This is a genomic window from Salinispora cortesiana, assembly GCF_000484695.1.
GTDB classification, from domain to species: Bacteria; Actinomycetota; Actinomycetes; order Mycobacteriales; family Micromonosporaceae; genus Micromonospora; species Micromonospora cortesiana.
Genome location: NZ_AXVR01000048.1, coordinates 1 through 15,877 on the forward strand (window position 1 = coordinate 1; position 15,877 = coordinate 15,877).

Annotated in this window: 9 protein-coding genes and 2 rRNA genes; 6 read left to right on the top strand and 5 right to left on the bottom strand. The window is 70.3% G+C overall.

From position 1 onward, the window contains the following. Positions 1–96, top strand: a 23S ribosomal RNA gene (locus K228_RS0118660); the annotation flags it as partial. An 84-nt stretch (positions 97–180) separates the two neighbouring features. Then, positions 181–297 (top strand): 5S ribosomal RNA (rrf, locus tag K228_RS0118665). Between the two features lie 517 nt (positions 298–814). On the opposite strand, the gene K228_RS0118670 is transcribed toward rrf, so the two are convergent. Continuing rightward, the gene (locus tag K228_RS0118670; RefSeq protein WP_188116219.1) at positions 815–2,668 is read right to left on the bottom strand and encodes a VanW family protein; all 1,854 of its coding nucleotides are present in this window, start codon (positions 2,666–2,668) and stop codon (positions 815–817) included. A 159-nt stretch (positions 2,669–2,827) separates the two neighbouring features. Between K228_RS0118670 and nudC the strand changes: the two genes are divergently transcribed. After that, positions 2,828–3,769, top strand: coding sequence for an NAD(+) diphosphatase (gene nudC, locus K228_RS0118675; protein WP_025619807.1), 942 nt, complete (start codon positions 2,828–2,830; stop codon positions 3,767–3,769). On the opposite strand, the gene K228_RS0118680 is transcribed toward nudC, so the two are convergent. Together K228_RS0118680 and K228_RS0118685 are read right to left on the bottom strand one after the other, a co-directional pair. Next, complete coding sequence (locus K228_RS0118680; RefSeq protein WP_025619808.1) at positions 3,755–5,026, bottom strand: lipopolysaccharide biosynthesis protein; 1,272 nt, start codon at positions 5,024–5,026, stop codon at positions 3,755–3,757. The two genes, nudC and K228_RS0118680, sit on opposite strands and share 15 nt — an antisense overlap. Further along, the gene (locus tag K228_RS0118685) at positions 5,023–9,330 is read right to left on the bottom strand and encodes an alpha-(1->3)-arabinofuranosyltransferase (protein WP_025619809.1); all 4,308 of its coding nucleotides are present in this window, start codon (positions 9,328–9,330) and stop codon (positions 5,023–5,025) included. The genes K228_RS0118680 and K228_RS0118685 overlap by 4 nt, the downstream gene beginning before the upstream one ends. 167 nt (positions 9,331–9,497) lie before the next feature. On the opposite strand from K228_RS0118685, the gene K228_RS0118690 reads away from it, so the two are divergent. The 3 genes from K228_RS0118690 to K228_RS0118700 are packed head-to-tail and all read left to right on the top strand — an operon-like array spanning position 9,498 to position 13,317. After that, positions 9,498–11,378, top strand: coding sequence for a hypothetical protein (locus K228_RS0118690; RefSeq protein ID WP_029723746.1), 1,881 nt, complete (start codon positions 9,498–9,500; stop codon positions 11,376–11,378). Further along, positions 11,379–13,130 carry an MmpA family trehalose lipid delivery protein gene (locus tag K228_RS0118695; protein ID WP_025619811.1) on the top strand — a complete coding sequence of 584 codons (1,752 nt, stop codon included), beginning with the start codon at positions 11,379–11,381 and terminating at the stop codon, positions 13,128–13,130. Further along, a complete protein-coding gene (locus tag K228_RS0118700) occupies positions 13,123–13,317 on the top strand; it encodes a hypothetical protein (protein ID WP_025619812.1) in 195 nt (64 codons plus the stop codon). Before K228_RS0118695 ends, K228_RS0118700 begins: the two co-directional genes overlap by 8 nt. Here K228_RS0118700 and K228_RS0118705 read toward each other — a convergent pair. Then, positions 13,302–14,498, bottom strand: coding sequence for a glycosyltransferase family 4 protein (locus tag K228_RS0118705; protein WP_025619813.1), 1,197 nt, complete (start codon positions 14,496–14,498; stop codon positions 13,302–13,304). The two genes, K228_RS0118700 and K228_RS0118705, sit on opposite strands and share 16 nt — an antisense overlap. 80 nt (positions 14,499–14,578) lie before the next feature. Then, positions 14,579–15,790, bottom strand: a complete 1,212-nt coding sequence (locus K228_RS0118710) for an acyltransferase family protein (protein WP_025619814.1) — start codon at positions 15,788–15,790, stop codon at positions 14,579–14,581. Between the last annotated feature and the right edge of the window lie 87 nt (positions 15,791–15,877).

Consider the following 15,877-nt stretch of genomic DNA (forward strand, 5'->3'; position numbering starts at 1 on the left):
AAGGCCCCCAGCTAGACGACTGGGTTGATAGGCCGGAAATGTAAGCTCGGTAACGGGTTCAGTTGACCGGTACTAATAGGCCGAGGACTTGATTACTAAGCTGCTACGCGTCCACTGTGTAACTCTTGGCAAACAAACATTCCCTGTGGTGTTGGGTGTGTTTGATATGTCGATAAGTGTTACGGCGGTCATGGCGGAGGGGAAACGCCCGGTTACATTCCGAACCCGGAAGCTAAGCCCTCCAGCGCCGATGGTACTGCACTCGGGAGGGTGTGGGAGAGTAGGACACCGCCGGGCAAAACTTCAGTTGAGGGCCGACCCTACCCGGGTCGGCCCTTAACCTATTTCCGGCCCGGAATCTGTTTCCGGTGCTTTGCCTGTTTCCGGTGCTGTGTAACACCGCGCCCACGAACGCCAAGAATCGCCTTCCTCGGCCCAGCCCGGACCGGCGCCGACCAGCGTGACAGGACCGTGCGGGCCCCGTCAGCGGTGGCGATACTTACCGGACCGACCACCCCGGCCCGACGACACCGGGTTCTGGCCGCGCACCCGGTTCTGCCTCATCCCCGTCGTGGTCCGCCGTACTACTGGCTGGTCGGTGGGCCTGGCCGTGGCCGAAGCGCCGCAGCTGTCGGCGACAACAGCGGTTCGGCGGCGGTGCGTTGGGTTGCCCTGCGCGGTGTGGTCCGTGCCCTGTGCCGGTGGGTGCCCTGCGCTGTGGCCGCCGCTGACAAGGCTGTGGTCGCCGTTGAAGGACGAGGGCCCTGCCGGCGCAATGCCGACAGGGCCCGGTCAGTTCAGGCGGGTGCGGGGCTCAGGAGGGCTCCGGGCCGCAGATGAAGCGTGGCTCCGCGGCATAGCGCCAACTGAACTTCTCCCGCTTCGTCTCCTTGCCGTTCTTGTAGAACACCCGGTAGGCGTTCTGGCTGAACCCGTTGCTGCCGTTGGCGGCGATGCAGTCCGGGCCCGGCTCCAGGTAGACCGTCTTCGGCTTGGTGATGTTGCTGCGGGGGCCGTACTCCGTCTTCACCTTGTCCCAGATCTTTGTGCTCCAGATCGAAACGGTGATCTTGTTCGACGTGTACGAGGTGTCGATCAGGAGTCCGTACTCGGTGTTGTTGCGGAACTTGAAGTCGAGATCTGGGTAGAAGATCGTGGACTCGATGACCGCCGGGTAGCGGCTGAAGTAGTACGAGTGGGGCTTGTGTTCTACATCCTCGAGCCCCGCGTAGTAGGTGGCGTTGAAGAGCGTCGTGGTGAACTGGGAAACCCCGCCCCCGACCCCTGGTACGAGCTTGCCATTGAGGATGACCGGAGCGTCCTGGTAGCCCTTTGCGTAGTTCCGGTCGCCGGTGTGCTTGTTCAGGGAGAAGATCTCGCCGGGCAACACCAGCGTGTTGTCGACGTCTTTGGCGGCGGTGATGATGTTCTGGCTGCGGGGCGAGGAGAGCCCGCCGGAGAACTGGGTGGTGAAGGTCGACACCTTCTCCTTGATGCCCAGGTCGGCCAGCTTCTCCGTGGTGAGCTTTGGCTTCTTTGTCTTGAGCGTGCCGGTCACCCGGCGGCCGTCTGCCTGCGGTAGGACCGCGAGCAGGGCCTCCCCAAGGTTGCTGGTGTCCAGCTCCTTCCCGTCCCGGCTGTCGATGATCTTCGGCTTGCCGTCGGTGAGGGTCATCTGGGCGTTCTTCGGAGGCACCTCGACCTTGGCCAGGTCGTCGCCGAGGGCGGTGCGGAGCCGCTTGCCGTCGACCTTCGCCGACAACGTGCCAGCCTCGTCGGCGGTGAACAGCAGGCTCTTCGCGATCGCCGCCGGCGGAATGCTCACCGAGCCCTGGTCCGTCGTCAGGGTCACCGGGGCCGCCACGGCCGGTTTCGCCAACTCGGTCACCATCCGGTCCACCTCCTCGGCGGTGGTCATCGGGTGGGTCTCGGTCAGCGGAACGGTGACCGGCTCACCGCTCAACCAGCCCTCCCGAACCGCCTGCGCGGAGTCCTCCGGGCTGAGCTCCAGGCTGGGCTTCGGATGGGTTGCCTTCGGGGTGAGGTCACTCCAGGTGATTCCGGGCATGGTCATCTTGCGGCTCTGGTCCCCCAAGACCTCGTTGAGCGCCGCGTCGAGCCGCTCCACATCCACCGTCACCACCGGTGGCACCGTGCGGGAGCCGACGAGGCGCTCGAAGACGTGCGCCTCCACCTGCATGGCGGCTCGCACGGTGGCCTCCACGTCAACCTGGAGACCCACCTCGGCGGGCACCAGTTCCGCAGTCTGCTCGCCGACGACCACCGGCAGGGGCGCGTTGAGCTCGGCGGCCTGCCGTTCCACCGCCGCGCGCAACTCCTCGACCGCGGCTGCCTGGCTCTGACCGCCGAGCTCCGCGCCGAGGACCGTCGTGCCGCGGGGTACGTCACCGGCGTACGCGTAGGCACCGATGCCGATTGCGGAGGCGAGCACCGCGGTGGTGACCCCGGTGGCGATCAACAGCCAGCTGCGGTGGGCCCACCTCCCACCAGGTGGAAAGGACCACCTTCCGCCAGATAGTAAGGCCCACTTCCCGCCCGGTTTACGCTTGGCGGGTTGCTCTGCCTCCTCAACGGGCCACTGCACCGCGGTTACCTGCACGGTAGGCCGGTCGTCCGCGGGCAGATTATTGTCGCCGTACAGGGTCACAGTCACCTCGATCAGGGCGTCGCACCCGGGCGGTTATCACACCCGGAAGGAAACTACGGTAACCAACATGTGCGCGTGGCGGCAGGTCGCATCTCGCGTCGCGTGTCGCGGCTCTCCCCGATCCTCGCGTGTCCGTCCGGACGTGCGACGGTGGGGTCCATGCGGGAGGACGAGGTAGCCCTGGCGTACGGCGGTGGTTGGGTGGACCGGGCCGGTGCCCTCCGCGCCGATCCGGATCGGCTGGCGACGCTACTGGGCGCGGCAGCGGCCAGAGTGCTGCCGTTGTGGCAGGACCGCTGCCTGGTCAACGATGTGGTGCCGGTACGACTGAGCGGCGAGGTGGCGGCGCGGGTTCGCGCCGCCGCGGCGGAGACGGTCTTCCTCGGTTTCGTGGCGGGGCAAGCGGTCTTCGCGGTGGACCTCTCCGAGCTCACTGAGGACGCCGCACTGGCGGCTGCCGGCGCGACTCGGGTGGTAGATGTGCGCGGGCTCGTCGGGCGGCTCGGCCCAGCCGAGGCAGCCCTCCAGGCGTACGCGCGCGGTCTGCTGCACTGGCACCGGCAGCAGCGGTACTGCGGCACGTGCGGTGGGGCGACCAGTGTCCAGGACGCCGGGCACGCCCGGCGGTGCGCGGAACCAAACTGTGCCCGGCTGTACTTTCCCCGGATCGAGCCCGCCATCATTGTGCTGGTGGAGGCGGCGGGCTCACCCGGCCGTTGCCTGTTGGCCCGGCACGCCGGGGCGGCCGAGGACGCGTTTTCAACCCTCGCCGGCTTCGTCGAGGTGGGGGAGACGCTGGAAGACGCGGTTCGGCGGGAAGTGGCCGAAGAAGCGGGCGTCGTGGTGACCGACGTGGCATACCAGGGGTCGCAGGCCTGGCCGTTTCCGGCGGGGCTGATGGTGGGCTTCCGGGCCGTCGCCGAGTCCGACGAGATCCGGGTGGACGGGGTCGAGCTGCTGGAGGGACGCTGGTTCACCCGCGCCGAGCTGCGTCAGTGGGCGGCGGTGGGCCATCGGCTCGGCCGGCCGGACTCGATCGGTCACCACCTGCTCAGCGGCTGGCTGGCCGAGGGCGAGGCGGCCGGGTCAGCTCCTCGCTGACGCCCGCCGCGGCGCCGGCACCCGCGTGCCGGCTCGCGCCGGGGTCGACCTCCACGTTCGGAGCGTCATGACCAGGGTCGTGACCACGGCGGCTCCAAGGGTGGGCCAGAGCAGCCCGGCGACGGTCCGCGGCGTGGTCCACAGCGCGACCGTCGTCAGCAGGATACTGCCCACCCACAGCGGCGCGGCGGGCCAGCGGACGCCGGTGGCGACCGCCGCGTTCAGCAGGACGAAGACGACGGCGTAGAGCGCCCCGACCGCGGCGAAGAGCGGCGCGAACGGGCCCAGGTGGGCGTAGGCCGGGCCGCCGGCGAGTTGGAAGGCCAGGGTGCCGGCGAACGTCGAGCCGAGAATCAGTAGTACGCCGCAGCCGGCGGTTACGGCGAGTGCGACGGCCCGACTGAACCGGTCGTCGCGGGCCAGCCGGGGCAAGGCGAGTACGGTGGCGACCTGCGGCGCCCATAGCGCGCCCTTGGTCAGTACCGTCCCCACCGCATACCCGCCGGAGTCGTCGGCCGGCAGTAGCTGACGGGCGAGGAAGAGATCCACGTACGAGACGACGAGCATGGCGAGCATCGCGGCACAGCCGGTCAGGATCTGGCCGGCATGCAGCGGTGGCGCCGTGGAGGGGGTCGTGGGGGCAGCCGGTCGGGCCAGGGCGGCGAGTCCGACCGGAGTGAGCGCAGCGGTCCCGGCACCGAGCAGCAGGGATCCGGTCAGGCCGGCGTCGAGCAGCAGACCGACCAGTACGCCGCCGTACCGGCCGGCGGCCAGCAGCCCCATGGCGATGGCCAGTCGAACGAACCGCTGCCCACCCTGAAGTTCTCCCAGCGTCCGGCAGGAGAGCACGATGGCGGCCGTGGCGATCGCGGAGAGGATGAGGGCCTCGACCGGAAGACGCAGGCTCGGGATGAGTAGCGGGGTGGCGAGGATCAGGGCGGACGCGCAGAGCGCGGCGGTCACCAGAGCTGCCCGGCGGGTCTGGGTGGGGCCGTGCTTCGCGTGGTGCACGGCGACGGCGAGTTGCAGGCCGAATCCCGGCACGCTCGCGATGGCGATCAGGCCGAGCGTGGTGGCGAGCGCGCTGAGCTCGGCGGAGTCGAGCTGGCGGGCGGCCAGCACCGGGGCGAGGTAGGCGAGTCCGTTGCCCAGCAGCCCCGCGGCGGTCACCGCTAGGCCGGCGGTGCCGAGTGCCCGGGCGGCAGTGTTCGGGGAAGCTCTCCCTGAGCCGTCCACATCGTCGGTTCGCCGGCTCACACGATCCCCGATGGGTCGGAGTCCCGCCAGGAGGTGGCCCCGGCGACGCCGCCCCGCGGCTGGGTAGGTAGGTCCACCCTCGACGGTGTCGTGGCGGGGCGCTGGGGAACGCGGTGGACGGGCCGGCGTCGAAGGCAGGTCGACAGCCAGAGGCAGCCGAGGGCGAGGACCATCAGGAGCTGTGGAAGGGCGGCGGTGTGCCGCTGCGTGGCGTCCAGGTACGTCCAGCCGGCGAGCAGGACGAGGGCGGCGGGGAGCCAGGACTCGACGAAGCGGGGGGCGAGCCGGACCCAGTGGGGGTCGCTCGGCCGCGGTTCGCGCAGCGAACCGGGAAGGGCGAGTAGGACCCCAGCGGCGACGAGTGCGGCACCGACGAGGCCGCCGAGCAGGATCAGGGCAGTCGCGCCGACCGCCAGCAGGGGCAGGGAACGGGTGGCCAGGCGTCGCGGTCGCCGTGCCGGCCGGGCCGGGCCGCTGCCGCGACGTTCGGGGAGCAGCGCGAGGAGGGCGACGCCCAGGAGCAGGGCGCCTCCGGTCAGGAGCGCCACCTGGTACGGGCGGTCCGGGGTGAAGCGCAGGACGACCTCGCCCGCGGCGCCGGCTGGCAGCACCCAGCCCTGCTGCCAGCCATCGACGACCACGGGGCGCAGTGGCTCGCCGGCGAGCGTGGCCTGCCAGCCCTGGTTGGTGTTTTCCCGTACCGCGAGTACCCGTTCGACAGCGTGCTCAGCGACCTGTACCCGCCGCTCGGTCGCCGCCCACGTGGTGACGTCGAGGGCGCTCGGGGCCATCACGTCCGTGCTCTGCTGCGGTACGAGAGCGATCCGGGTCGGCGTGGCGTACTGGCTGGCGGCGGCGACGAGGCGGTGCTCGGTGGCGCCGAGCGACAACTCTTTATCGGTGCCGCACGGCTCGGCCGGCACCTCCCGCAACTCCAGGAGATCCTGCATCGTGCCGCGTAGGGCGGTGGTTACCGTCCCTTCGCCGATCGTCAGGGTTGGGCCGGAGCCGCAGCCCAGCGTCAAGGGCGTGTCCAGGTCTGCTGGGCTGGTGGGGGCGCCCGGAAGCACGGTGATCTCCCCGACCGCGATCGGCAGGGGCTCCGGCAACCGAAATCCGTACGGATCGATGCTGGTGGCGGAGGGTGGGTCGAGGAACTGGATGGTGATCTCGTTGGTCCGGGCCGGTGGATCCAGGGCCAGCACTCCGTCCTCGCCGAGCAGGCCGCCGCGGATGCCATCGTCGGCGATCACCCGTACGCTGCCGAGCCGGGTGGCCGCGACGGCTGGGTCAACGGCGAACTGAAGGCCGCTGATCACCTGGGACTTGAGCCAGGTGAGGCGCAGGATCGGGGCGTCATCGCCGATCGCCGGTGACCAACTGGTGGCGGGGTCCCCATCCAGCACCGCGCCGGGGCGGCGGGTCGGATGCGGGACGCCGGTTGACGAGGCGCTCACCTCGGGCGCGAGGCCCAGTGCCTGGGCGGCGGTCACCGCCTCATCCAGGGTCGTGTGCAGGGCGGGGCCGTCCATCGGGCGGGCCCACAGCTGCGGGTCGTAGGTCCCGGCAGCGGGCAGGGTGAGCGTACGGTCGATCGTGCGCCCATCCTCCGAGCCGCGGATCGCGTTGGTGGAACAGCGCGGCTTCCCGTCCGCCAGGAAGCAGGCGGGCGTACGGGGGTCGGCGGAGACGACGACGGCCGGTGGTTGTTCGGTGGTGGGTGCCTCCGGCAGCCGGAGGGTGCGACTGGTCTGGATGCCCGGGATGCTGATCTCGGAGATCCCCACCACCCCGGCACCGAGCGGGCGGAGGGCGAAGGTGTCGTCGATGGAGATGCGGACTCGCTGGGTGGCGTGGATGCCGTCCAGGTCGAAGGTCATTCGATCGCCGAAGCTCTCCACGGTCCGGCTCTCGTAGCCGGCGGTGACGGTCACCGTGGTCGGTACCACGTCCGCCGTCAGGTCGAAGCTGAGCTCCACCTTGGTGATGTTGGTCGGGTTCTCCAGCGCTACCTCGATCCACTGCCGGTCGCCGCGGCTGTATGGGGCGGACTGCCAGGAGGTCGTCGGGTCGCCGTCCATCGCTGCGTACGGCTGATGCTCGGAGCGGTTTCCGCCGGGGATGCTGACCTGTGAGCGTGCCGTTGCCGCCTGGATCGAGCTGATGCCCTCGTATTCGGCCACTGTGGACCAGTCTGCGGCCCAGTCGGGCAGGTAGTCGTGCGCGGGGGCTGACGGCGCGAGGGGCTCGTCCGCGGTGCGGGTGTGTGAGACGTTGTCCTGAGACCGACCGAAGGAGACCTCACGGCGCCGGAGCCCGTCGGTCATCGCGACCGGACCGTAGCCGTCGCCGGCATCCGCGTCGCCGGCCAGGACCGTGGGGGCCGGGCTCAACAGGCCTGCCGCAGCGAGGTCGAGCAGGGACTCCGGGCCACCGACGACGGTGGCGACATCCGTCCGGTCGTAGGCGACGACCGGCTCCACCCGGCGGTTGACCTGGTAGACCTCGAGTGCCCGTCCCGGCACGTCGAGCCCCTGGTCGCGCAGCTCGTCCACCGCCTCCGGCCCACCCCGGACCGGGCCGAAGGTGGTGACCCGGGTCAGCCCCGGTGAGCGCTGCAGGGCCTGGCGGACCACGGCGGGGCGGGTCGTGTCGGAGCGACCGTAGTCGAGGTCGGCGCGGAACAGGACATGGCTGATCCCGGAGCGGGCGAGGAGGTCGGCGAGGCCCGCCGAGCCGGCGCCGGAGCTGAGCGTGGCTTCGATCGTGTCCAGGAGCCGGATGGTGGTGGGCGGGGTGAAGGGGATGGAGTTGCGTACCGCCCAGCTGCTCTCTAACAGCGGTTGGGTGATCTCGTCGGTGGTGCTGCCCCAGTCGTAGGCGGGGCGGCGGGCCCCGGGGACGACGAGCACCCGTCCCGGACCGGTGTTCGTGTCCAGCCAGTCGGCGGCGTCCTGCCAGTATTGGGGCACTTCCCGCGCGCTTCCGGGGGTGGCGAGTCCGCCGATGATCGCCGGGCTGGCGACCGCCGCGACCGCTGCCATGGTCACGCCGGCGGTGATCCAGGCCCGCGCGACAGCCGGCTTGCGTCGCTCGGCGGGCGCGGTGCGCGCTGCCTGCACGATCAGGCTGACCAGGTGGGCCAGTCCGAGTGCCAGCGGTAGGCGGAGCAGGACGTCAAACTTGTGGGTGTTCCGTAGTGGTGCGCCGACCCCGTCGAGGAACTGCTGCTGTCCTGCGGCGAGGAGGTTGGGGAGATCGCTGACGTGCCCGAGACCGACCACTGCGGCTCCGAGCACCAGGCCGGTGATGAGAAAGCGGCGGTGCGGCATCCCGCGCCGGGAAAGCCCCAGCACACCCAGGGCGGCGACGGCGAGCGTGGCGAGGATCAGCGCAAGCTCGTTGGCCAACCGGGCGCCGCCGGGGATGGCCTGCTCAACCGGGGAGGCTAGGTACGCCACCCAGTAGGACGCGCCGCGGAGCGTCGTCACAGCGTCGGTCACGCTGGTGGTGCTCTGCGCGGTTTCGATGTAGTCGAGGAACGGTGGGCTATACCGCCCGAGAATGAGCAGTGGAACCAGCCACCAGGCGGTGGCCAGGGCGACCGCGCCGCACCAGGCGGCGATTGCGCTGAGCCGGCGGCGGATCGGTGCGAGGGTGGCGAGCCAGAGCAGAGCGAGCGGCACCACCGCGAACACGGCGGTCGCATTGACCCCGCCCGCGCAGGCCACGGCGAGTGCCGACCCCGCGACCGCCCGACGTAGGGGCGCACCTCGGGCGAGGCCGACCAGGGGGATCAGTACCCACGGCGCCACCGCGCTGGGCCAGGATTCGACCGAGGACCAGCCGAGCTGGGTGAGGATCCGGGGCGACAGTGCGAAGGCGATGCCAGCGATCATGCGTCCGGTGGGCGAGCCGATGCCGAGGCTGCCGGCCAGCCGCACCACGCCCAGGTAGGCGACGCAGAAGAGCAGCGCCCACCACAACCGTTGGACCACCCACGGTGCCAGGCCGAGTTCCGACCCCACCAGGAAGAACGGACCCATTGGCCAGAGATACCCGTAGGCCTGGTTCTGCAGCTGGCCGAAGGTGCCGGTGGGGTCCCAGAGGTGCAGCGAGCGGAGCAGCCACCCGGCGGGATTGACGTTCAGGTCGACCTTGGTGTCGGGGACGATCAGCCCGGGTGCCTGTTGGAAGGCGAGGGCGGTGAGGACGACGCAGATAGCGAGGTGCCGGAATTTCTGGTCCAGCCGTCGGGCTCGATTCGGCTGTGCTCCGGCACCACTGGTCACCTCTGCACGCATGTCGCTCCTGTTCCGCCGGGTGGTACGGGTGCCGGCAGCCGACGACGGTCGAGCGACGTAGCCGGGACCGGGGTGGGCGGGGTGGCGGCAACGAGCGATGTGACGAATGTGGATGGACGACCACCCCCCACGGCGTGTAAGCGTGTGGCAGGCTGCCGAGCATGTCAATGCCAGAGGCTGGGGCTGTGGCACCTGCAGAGCCCACCGCGTCGATGCTCGACAAGCCGAGAGCGTTCGCGCGGCGACTTCGTCCGGACCAGGTCGCAGCGGTGGCGGTCGCCCTCATCGTGGTGTCGGTCGCCTGGCGGGCCGGCCTCGCCGCGCGTGGCTGGTTCTCCCAGGACGAGTTCGTGCTCGCCGCCCAGGCCCTTGACGCCCGGTTGGACGCGGATTTCCTGCTGCAGACCTTCAACAACCACCCGGCGCCCGGCGGTCTGTTGGCAGCTTGGCTGATGGTGCGGCTGGCCGGCTTCGCCAGCTGGCCCTGGGTGCTGATGCTGGCGGTGGGGCAGGCGGCCGTGGGCATCGCGGTCTACCGGCTGCTGCGCGACCTGTTGCGGCCGGGCTGGGGCTTGCTGGTTCCGTTGGCGCTCTTCCTGTTCAGCCCGCTGACGCTGGAGGTGTCGTCGCTGTGGCTGGTCGGGCTGCTCCTGTTGCCGGTGCAGCTCGCGCTGGTCCTGGCGGTGCGGGCGCAGGTCCGGTACCTGCGTACCGGCCGCCGTGGGCACCTCGCGATAGTCGCCCTGTGGCTGCTGTTCGGCCTGCTCTTCGACCCGAAGGCGCTGCTGACAGCGCCGCTGTTGTTCCTGCTGACCGTCTTCTTGTTCACCGACGGTACGCCGTGGCGCCGCCTGGTCACGGCGGTGCGCCAGCACTGGCCGGCCTGGCTGTTGCTCACCGTGCTCTCCGGGGCCTACCTGGCCTTCTACCTGACCCGACCGGCTCGTGCGCTGGACCCGGTGAACTCGTCCGGTGCGGCCTTCACCTTCCTCGGTGACCTGGTCGGGGTCACCGTCGTGCCGGCTCTGCTCGGGGGGCCGTGGCGGTGGACGCACGTCGGGGACGGGCCGCCGTTGGTGGATCCCTATCCGGTGGCCATGTGGCTGTCGTGGCTGGTGCTGGCGACCCTGGTTGTGGTGACTGTCCGCCGGCGCCGGTCGGCGGTGTGGGCCTGGCTGCTGCTGGCCTGCTACCTCGGACTGGTCACCGCGTTCTTCGCGGTGACCAGCCTCGGTGGTGTGCTCGGCCCGATGGTGGGCACCGTCCCGCGTTTCGTGGCCGATGCGGTTCCGGTCGCCGCGGTTTGTGTCGGGGTGGCACTGTTCGGGCTGCGCGATGCCGGCGAGCAGGACTGGTACGCCCCTCGGCCGCTGCCGGGGATCCCGCGGGGGCGCGATTCCATCGCGGTCGGTCGGGTTGCGACCATCGCCGTCCTGGTCGCGGTCGGGCTTGGTGCGGCGTGGAGCACCGTCCAGTTTGGGGAAAACTGGAGCACCAAGCATGGCCGGGAGTACCTCGCCACGGCCCAGGCCGAGCTTGCCGCCGCGCCAGCGGACACCGTCTTTCTGGACGCGGTCGTCCCCGATCGGGTCGTCGCCGGCTACCTCTGGCCGGACAACCTTCAGTCGCACTTTTTCCGACCGGCGGAGCATCGGCCGAAGTTCGTCGAGGTGGCCGAGCTGCCGGTGACCTTCGACGCGGAGGGCCGAATCCGTCCGGTCCAGATCGAGGGAGTCAAGGTTCGGCCGGGCGCGGTGCCCGACTGCGGGCACCTGGTGGAGAGCGGGCGTACGGCCCGGATTCCGTTGGAAGCGCCAGTGGAAGAGTGGCAGTACGTGGTGGAGTTCGGCTACCTGAGCTCCGGCGACGCTACCGCGACCGTGCGGCTGGGCGAGGCGACCCGGGAGATCACGTTGCGGAGTGGACTGAACCAGCTGTACTTCCCGCTGCCCGGTGCGGGAGAGGCTGTCGAGGTCACCATCAGCACTCCGGACATCGCCCTCTGCACCAGGTCGATCACTGTCGGGCGGGTGGTGCCGGCATCGTGAGTGGATGACCGACCGGCCGACCGGGCCCAGGTGGTTCGAGGTCGGCTCCTGTTGTACGCCGTCGCGGCGGTGGTGACGGCGGTGGTGCTCGCTCCACTGGCGGCACCGGGCTACGTGTTGCACTACGACATGGTGTTCGTGCCCCGGCAGCCGCTGACCTGGGACCTCGTGGCGCCAGCGCAGGGCCTGCCGCGGGCGGTGCCGATGGACGCCGTGGTCTCGGTGCTCACCCAGCTTGTCCCGGGCTGGATGGTGCAGCGGATGGCGCTGGGCGGGGCGGTCCTGCTGGCGGCGGTCGGTGCCGGGCGCCTGGTGCCGACCGAACGGACCGGGATCCGGCTGCTCGCCGCAGTTGGCTATGCCTGGACGCCGTACCTGGCCGAGCGGCTGTTGATCGGGCAGTGGGGGCTGCTGGTCTGCTATGCCGCCCTGCCGTGGCTGGTGCGGGCCGCGCTGGAGTTGCGGGCTGGGCGGGCCGGCGCGGTGGCCCGCGTACTGCTCGCCGCCGCGCCGGCTGCGATAACCCCGACCGGCGGCCTGATCGCGTTCGGTGTGGTGTCGCTGCTTGCAGCACAGCGGGGGCGTTGGCGGGGGCCGGCGATCGCGGTGGCCGGGGTCGCCCTGCTCAACGCCCCGTGGGTAGCCGCTGCCCTGGTCACCGGCGCGGGCGGAACCTCCGATCCGGCGGGAGTGGCCGTCTTCGCGGCCCGGGGCGAGAACTGGGCGGGGCCGCTGGTGGCGCTCGCGGGCACCGGGGGCATCTGGAGCGCTCAGGCCACTCCGGCGAGCCGGGCCCTGCCCCTGGTGCCGCTGGTGACCCTGGTGCTGTTGGCCCTGGCCGGGGCGGGGTTCGGCCTACTGCGGCGGCGGATGTCGCCGGATGTTTCGGCCCGGCTGTTGGTGCTGGCGGGGGCCGGCTTTCTGCTCGCCGCGCTGGGTGCGGTGCCGGGGAGCGCCGACGGGCTGCGGTGGGCGGTGGCGCAGGTACCGGGGGCCGGGCTGCTTCGCGACGGGCAGAAGTTCCTGGTGCCGTACGCACTGCTGCTGGTGGTCTGCGTGGCGCTGGGTGCCGAGCGGCTCGTGACCCGTTTGGAGCGGACGAACCGGGAGGTGGCGGGGGTGGTGCTGGGTGGCGTGTTGCTACTGCCGGTCGCGGCTATGCCGGATCTTGCGTTCGGCGGTGCCGGCCGGTTGCGGCCGGTCAGCTACCCGGCGGACTGGCAGGCGGTGGCGGGGCTACTGGCCGCCGACCCCGGTGGGGAGGTCCTGGCGTTGCCGTTGAGCGGCTACCGCGCGTACTCGTGGAATGCCGGGCGGACCGTCCTGGACCCGGCCCCTCGCTATCTACCGGCGACGGTCCTAATCGACGACACACTCCGGGTCGGTGATGTCGCGGTGACCGGTGAAAACACGCGCCTGCGGGAGATTCGGCACCTGCTCGGGGCGGGACGGCCGGCGACGGAGACGGGGGTGCGCTGGGTGCTGGTGCAGCAACACCGCGCGGACCAGGTGGATCCGGCTACCCTCACCGGCCTCGAGCTCGTGCACCAAGGGGTGGTTCTGGCCCTCTATCGCAACCCAGCCGTACCACCGAACCCGGTGGTGGTGTCGCCGGTTCGGTGGGTGGTGGTGGCGGCGATGGCTGTCGCCATCGCGGTGGTGGTGGCTGCCTTGTTTCGGCGCTACGCCAGCCGGCTACTGCATGGTAACCTCCGCTCCGAGGTTCAGACATTGGAGGATTGGCATGCGTAAAGCCCTGACCTTGGCCGTATCCGGCCTGGTGGCGGCGGTGCTCGGGATCCTTTCTCTCGGCGGGCTGGCGGCCGCGACGACGGCCACCGAGGAGGAGGCGGTCGCCGAGGCCCAAGAGCTGATCGAAGAGGCCAAGCAGGCCGACGAGCCGGACCCTTACGCACCCGAGATCTACGGCAGCAGGTAGGACGGGGCGCCCCGTGAACGCGTCTGGCGGGGCGACTCCGCGCTCTCCAGTAGAGCGGCGAAGCGGCTTCCGGCCGCCGGCCAGGTAAAACTCGCCGCGTGCTCCCGGGCTGCCGTGCCCAGCTGTTGTCGTAGCTCGTGGTCGTGCAGCAGGGTCCGCACCTTCGCCACATAGTCGTCAACGTCATCGGCGAGAAGCCCCGTTTGGCCATCCACCACCGCCTCGACCACGCCGCCCGCGCTCCGGAACGCGACCGTGGGAGTGCCCGCCGAGCCGGCCTCCACGATGGTCAGGCCCCAGCCTTCTTTCAGGGACGGGGTCAGCGCCACCCAGGCCGAGGCGAGGAGGTTCGCCTTCTCCTCCTCCGTCACGAACCCCCGGAACTCCACTCGGTCGGTGATGCCCAGCTCGTTGGCGACCTCGCGGAGCCGCCCCTCCCACCAGCCCTGGCCGGCGACGACCAGCCGCAGCTGTGGTATCTCGTCGGCGAGAGTGGCGACCGTCCGCAACGCCACCTCGACGCGCTTGTGCGGGACCAGCCGGTTGAGCGTGACCAGCAGTGGGGAGGGGGCGCGTTTCGCGTCGGTCTGCGGGAGCGGCGGGGTGCCGTTGTGCACCACGGAAATCTGTTTCGCCGGTACGCCGAGCTGGACCAGCTCCTGACGGGTGGCTTCGGAGACTGTGACGTGCTGGCAGCGCCGGTAGATGCGTATGGCTAATGATGACTCAACCCACCAGCCAAACCGTGCCGCCCACCCGGGAAGCACGACGGACCATTGTTCTCGGTGAATGTGGTGGACCAGCTTGACAATCGGCCGTCGGGACCATAGAGGTGTCATGAATGGCAGGCCGTTGCAGACGTCCACGAGCACGTTCGGCCGGCCGCCGTGCCGGCGAGACAGGGGTCCGACGCCGAGTGCGCCAGCGAGATAGCAGAGCGCGGCCCACAGGTACACCGTGTGGCGACCACCCCGTCTGACCAGCCGGATTCCGTCGTCATTGACCTCGTCGGGGAGGCCCTGGCGATGCGCGGCGCAGAACAACGTGGCCCGGAAGCCGCAGGCTGCCAGTTCTGCGGCGATCCGTTCGACGTACACCTCGGATCCGCCACCCTCGGGGTTCCGGGTATCCCGCCAGTTGAGGAACAGTGCATGTCCAAGGGTGGCGGAAAAGCGCTCCACGTGATCCCTGCTCTCGAGTAATTTAGCGTCACACTAAAGCTCGAGAGGCGGCTCGGCAATGCCTGCATGAAATATAGGGGTCAATGTGGTGAATTGACTGCCGGCGTTCTGTCCTCGGGTTGACGGGTGGCTGGCCGGGAGCGACGGCGGTCACCAAGCGCCTGGACCGGGCGTTCGATGCCGTAGTAGCTCGCCGCCGCGAGCGCCAGCCCACCCGCCATTGTCAGGGCGAAGGTCTCGAGGAGGCTGCCGGTGAACAGCGGCCGGTCCCCCGCCAGGTAGATCACTTCGATTACCAGCGGATGCCAGAGGAACAGCCCGTACGAGACGAGGCCGAGCCAACGGGCGGAGGCGCTGCCGAAGGCCTTGTGAATCCGGGTCTCCCGCTCGCCGAACGCCACCGGAATCATGATCAGGATTCCGACTGCGAGATAGAGGGTGAGCTTCACGGCGAACTCCGCGGCGGTCGGCTCGGCGAGGTCAAGCGGGCCGGCGATGGGTGTCGTCGCGATCGCCAGCAGACCCGCGGCCGAGGCCCAGCAGGCGAGTGGCGCCGCGGCGAGGTCGTCGAGGACGCGCAGGGCGGGTGGACCCGTCTTGGTCTGCAGGGCGACATGCGCCACCGCCAGGACCATGCCGCCGCAGAACCAGGCCGCGTACGAGGGCAGCCACATGGTGTGGACGGCGGTGTCGACGACGTCGAGCCCCATCAGGGTCAGCCACCCCGCAGTCACCAGGGCGCCCCCGGCGGCGAGCACCAGGGTGCGGACCGGGCGCCAGGTCCGGCCTACGGCGCAGACTGCGACCAGCGGCAGGATCAGGTAGAACACGACCTCGGTGGCGAGGCTCCAAGTCTGACCGAGGCCCGCGCGAAGCTGATCGGCCTGATAGATCTGGGTGAAGGTCAGGTGGCGGAGCCAGTCACCGGCCGAGGCGGGCCGGTTCTGCGGCAGAACGATCAGGCAGACCAGCACCGTGAGCCAGTAGGCCGGCAGGATTCGCAGGGCGCGCCGCCAGAAGTACCGGCGGACGCCAGGTCGGGGGAGCCCGGCGGCGGCGCTCGACACCCAGGGCCGGAAGAGCAGGAATCCGGAGAGTACGAAGAAGACGGCGACACCGACGTCCATCCGTGCCAACCAGGTGCCCCACTGGCTGTTCAGGCCCACGCCGGTGTGGAATCCGACATGGTGGGCGACGACGGCTACCGAGCCGATCGCGCGGAGCGCATCCAGGGCGGGCAGCCGGCCGGTAATCGAGGGATGCGGCGGGCTCGGGGTAACGGTTGCGGACATCTGGACATCCAGGGGGTTCGCTTTAATGTTGACTGGGGAGTAACCTCCCGCCATGTTATGGATCGATTGCCCTGGGCGACAGGCCGT

Excerpts from the sequence above, each read along its gene's own strand:
- K228_RS0118700 (WP_025619812.1), top strand. The coding sequence starts at position 13,123 with ATGCGTAAAGCCCTGACCTTGGCCGTATCCGGCCTGGTGGCGGCGGTG.
- K228_RS0118685 (WP_025619809.1), bottom strand. The coding sequence starts at position 9,330 with ATGCGTGCAGAGGTGACCAGTGGTGCCGGAGCACAGCCGAATCGAGCC.
- K228_RS0118690 (WP_029723746.1), top strand. The coding sequence starts at position 9,498 with ATGCCAGAGGCTGGGGCTGTGGCACCTGCAGAGCCCACCGCGTCGATG.
- K228_RS0118710 (WP_025619814.1), bottom strand. The coding sequence starts at position 15,790 with ATGTCCGCAACCGTTACCCCGAGCCCGCCGCATCCCTCGATTACCGGC.
- nudC (WP_025619807.1), top strand. The coding sequence starts at position 2,828 with ATGCGGGAGGACGAGGTAGCCCTGGCGTACGGCGGTGGTTGGGTGGAC.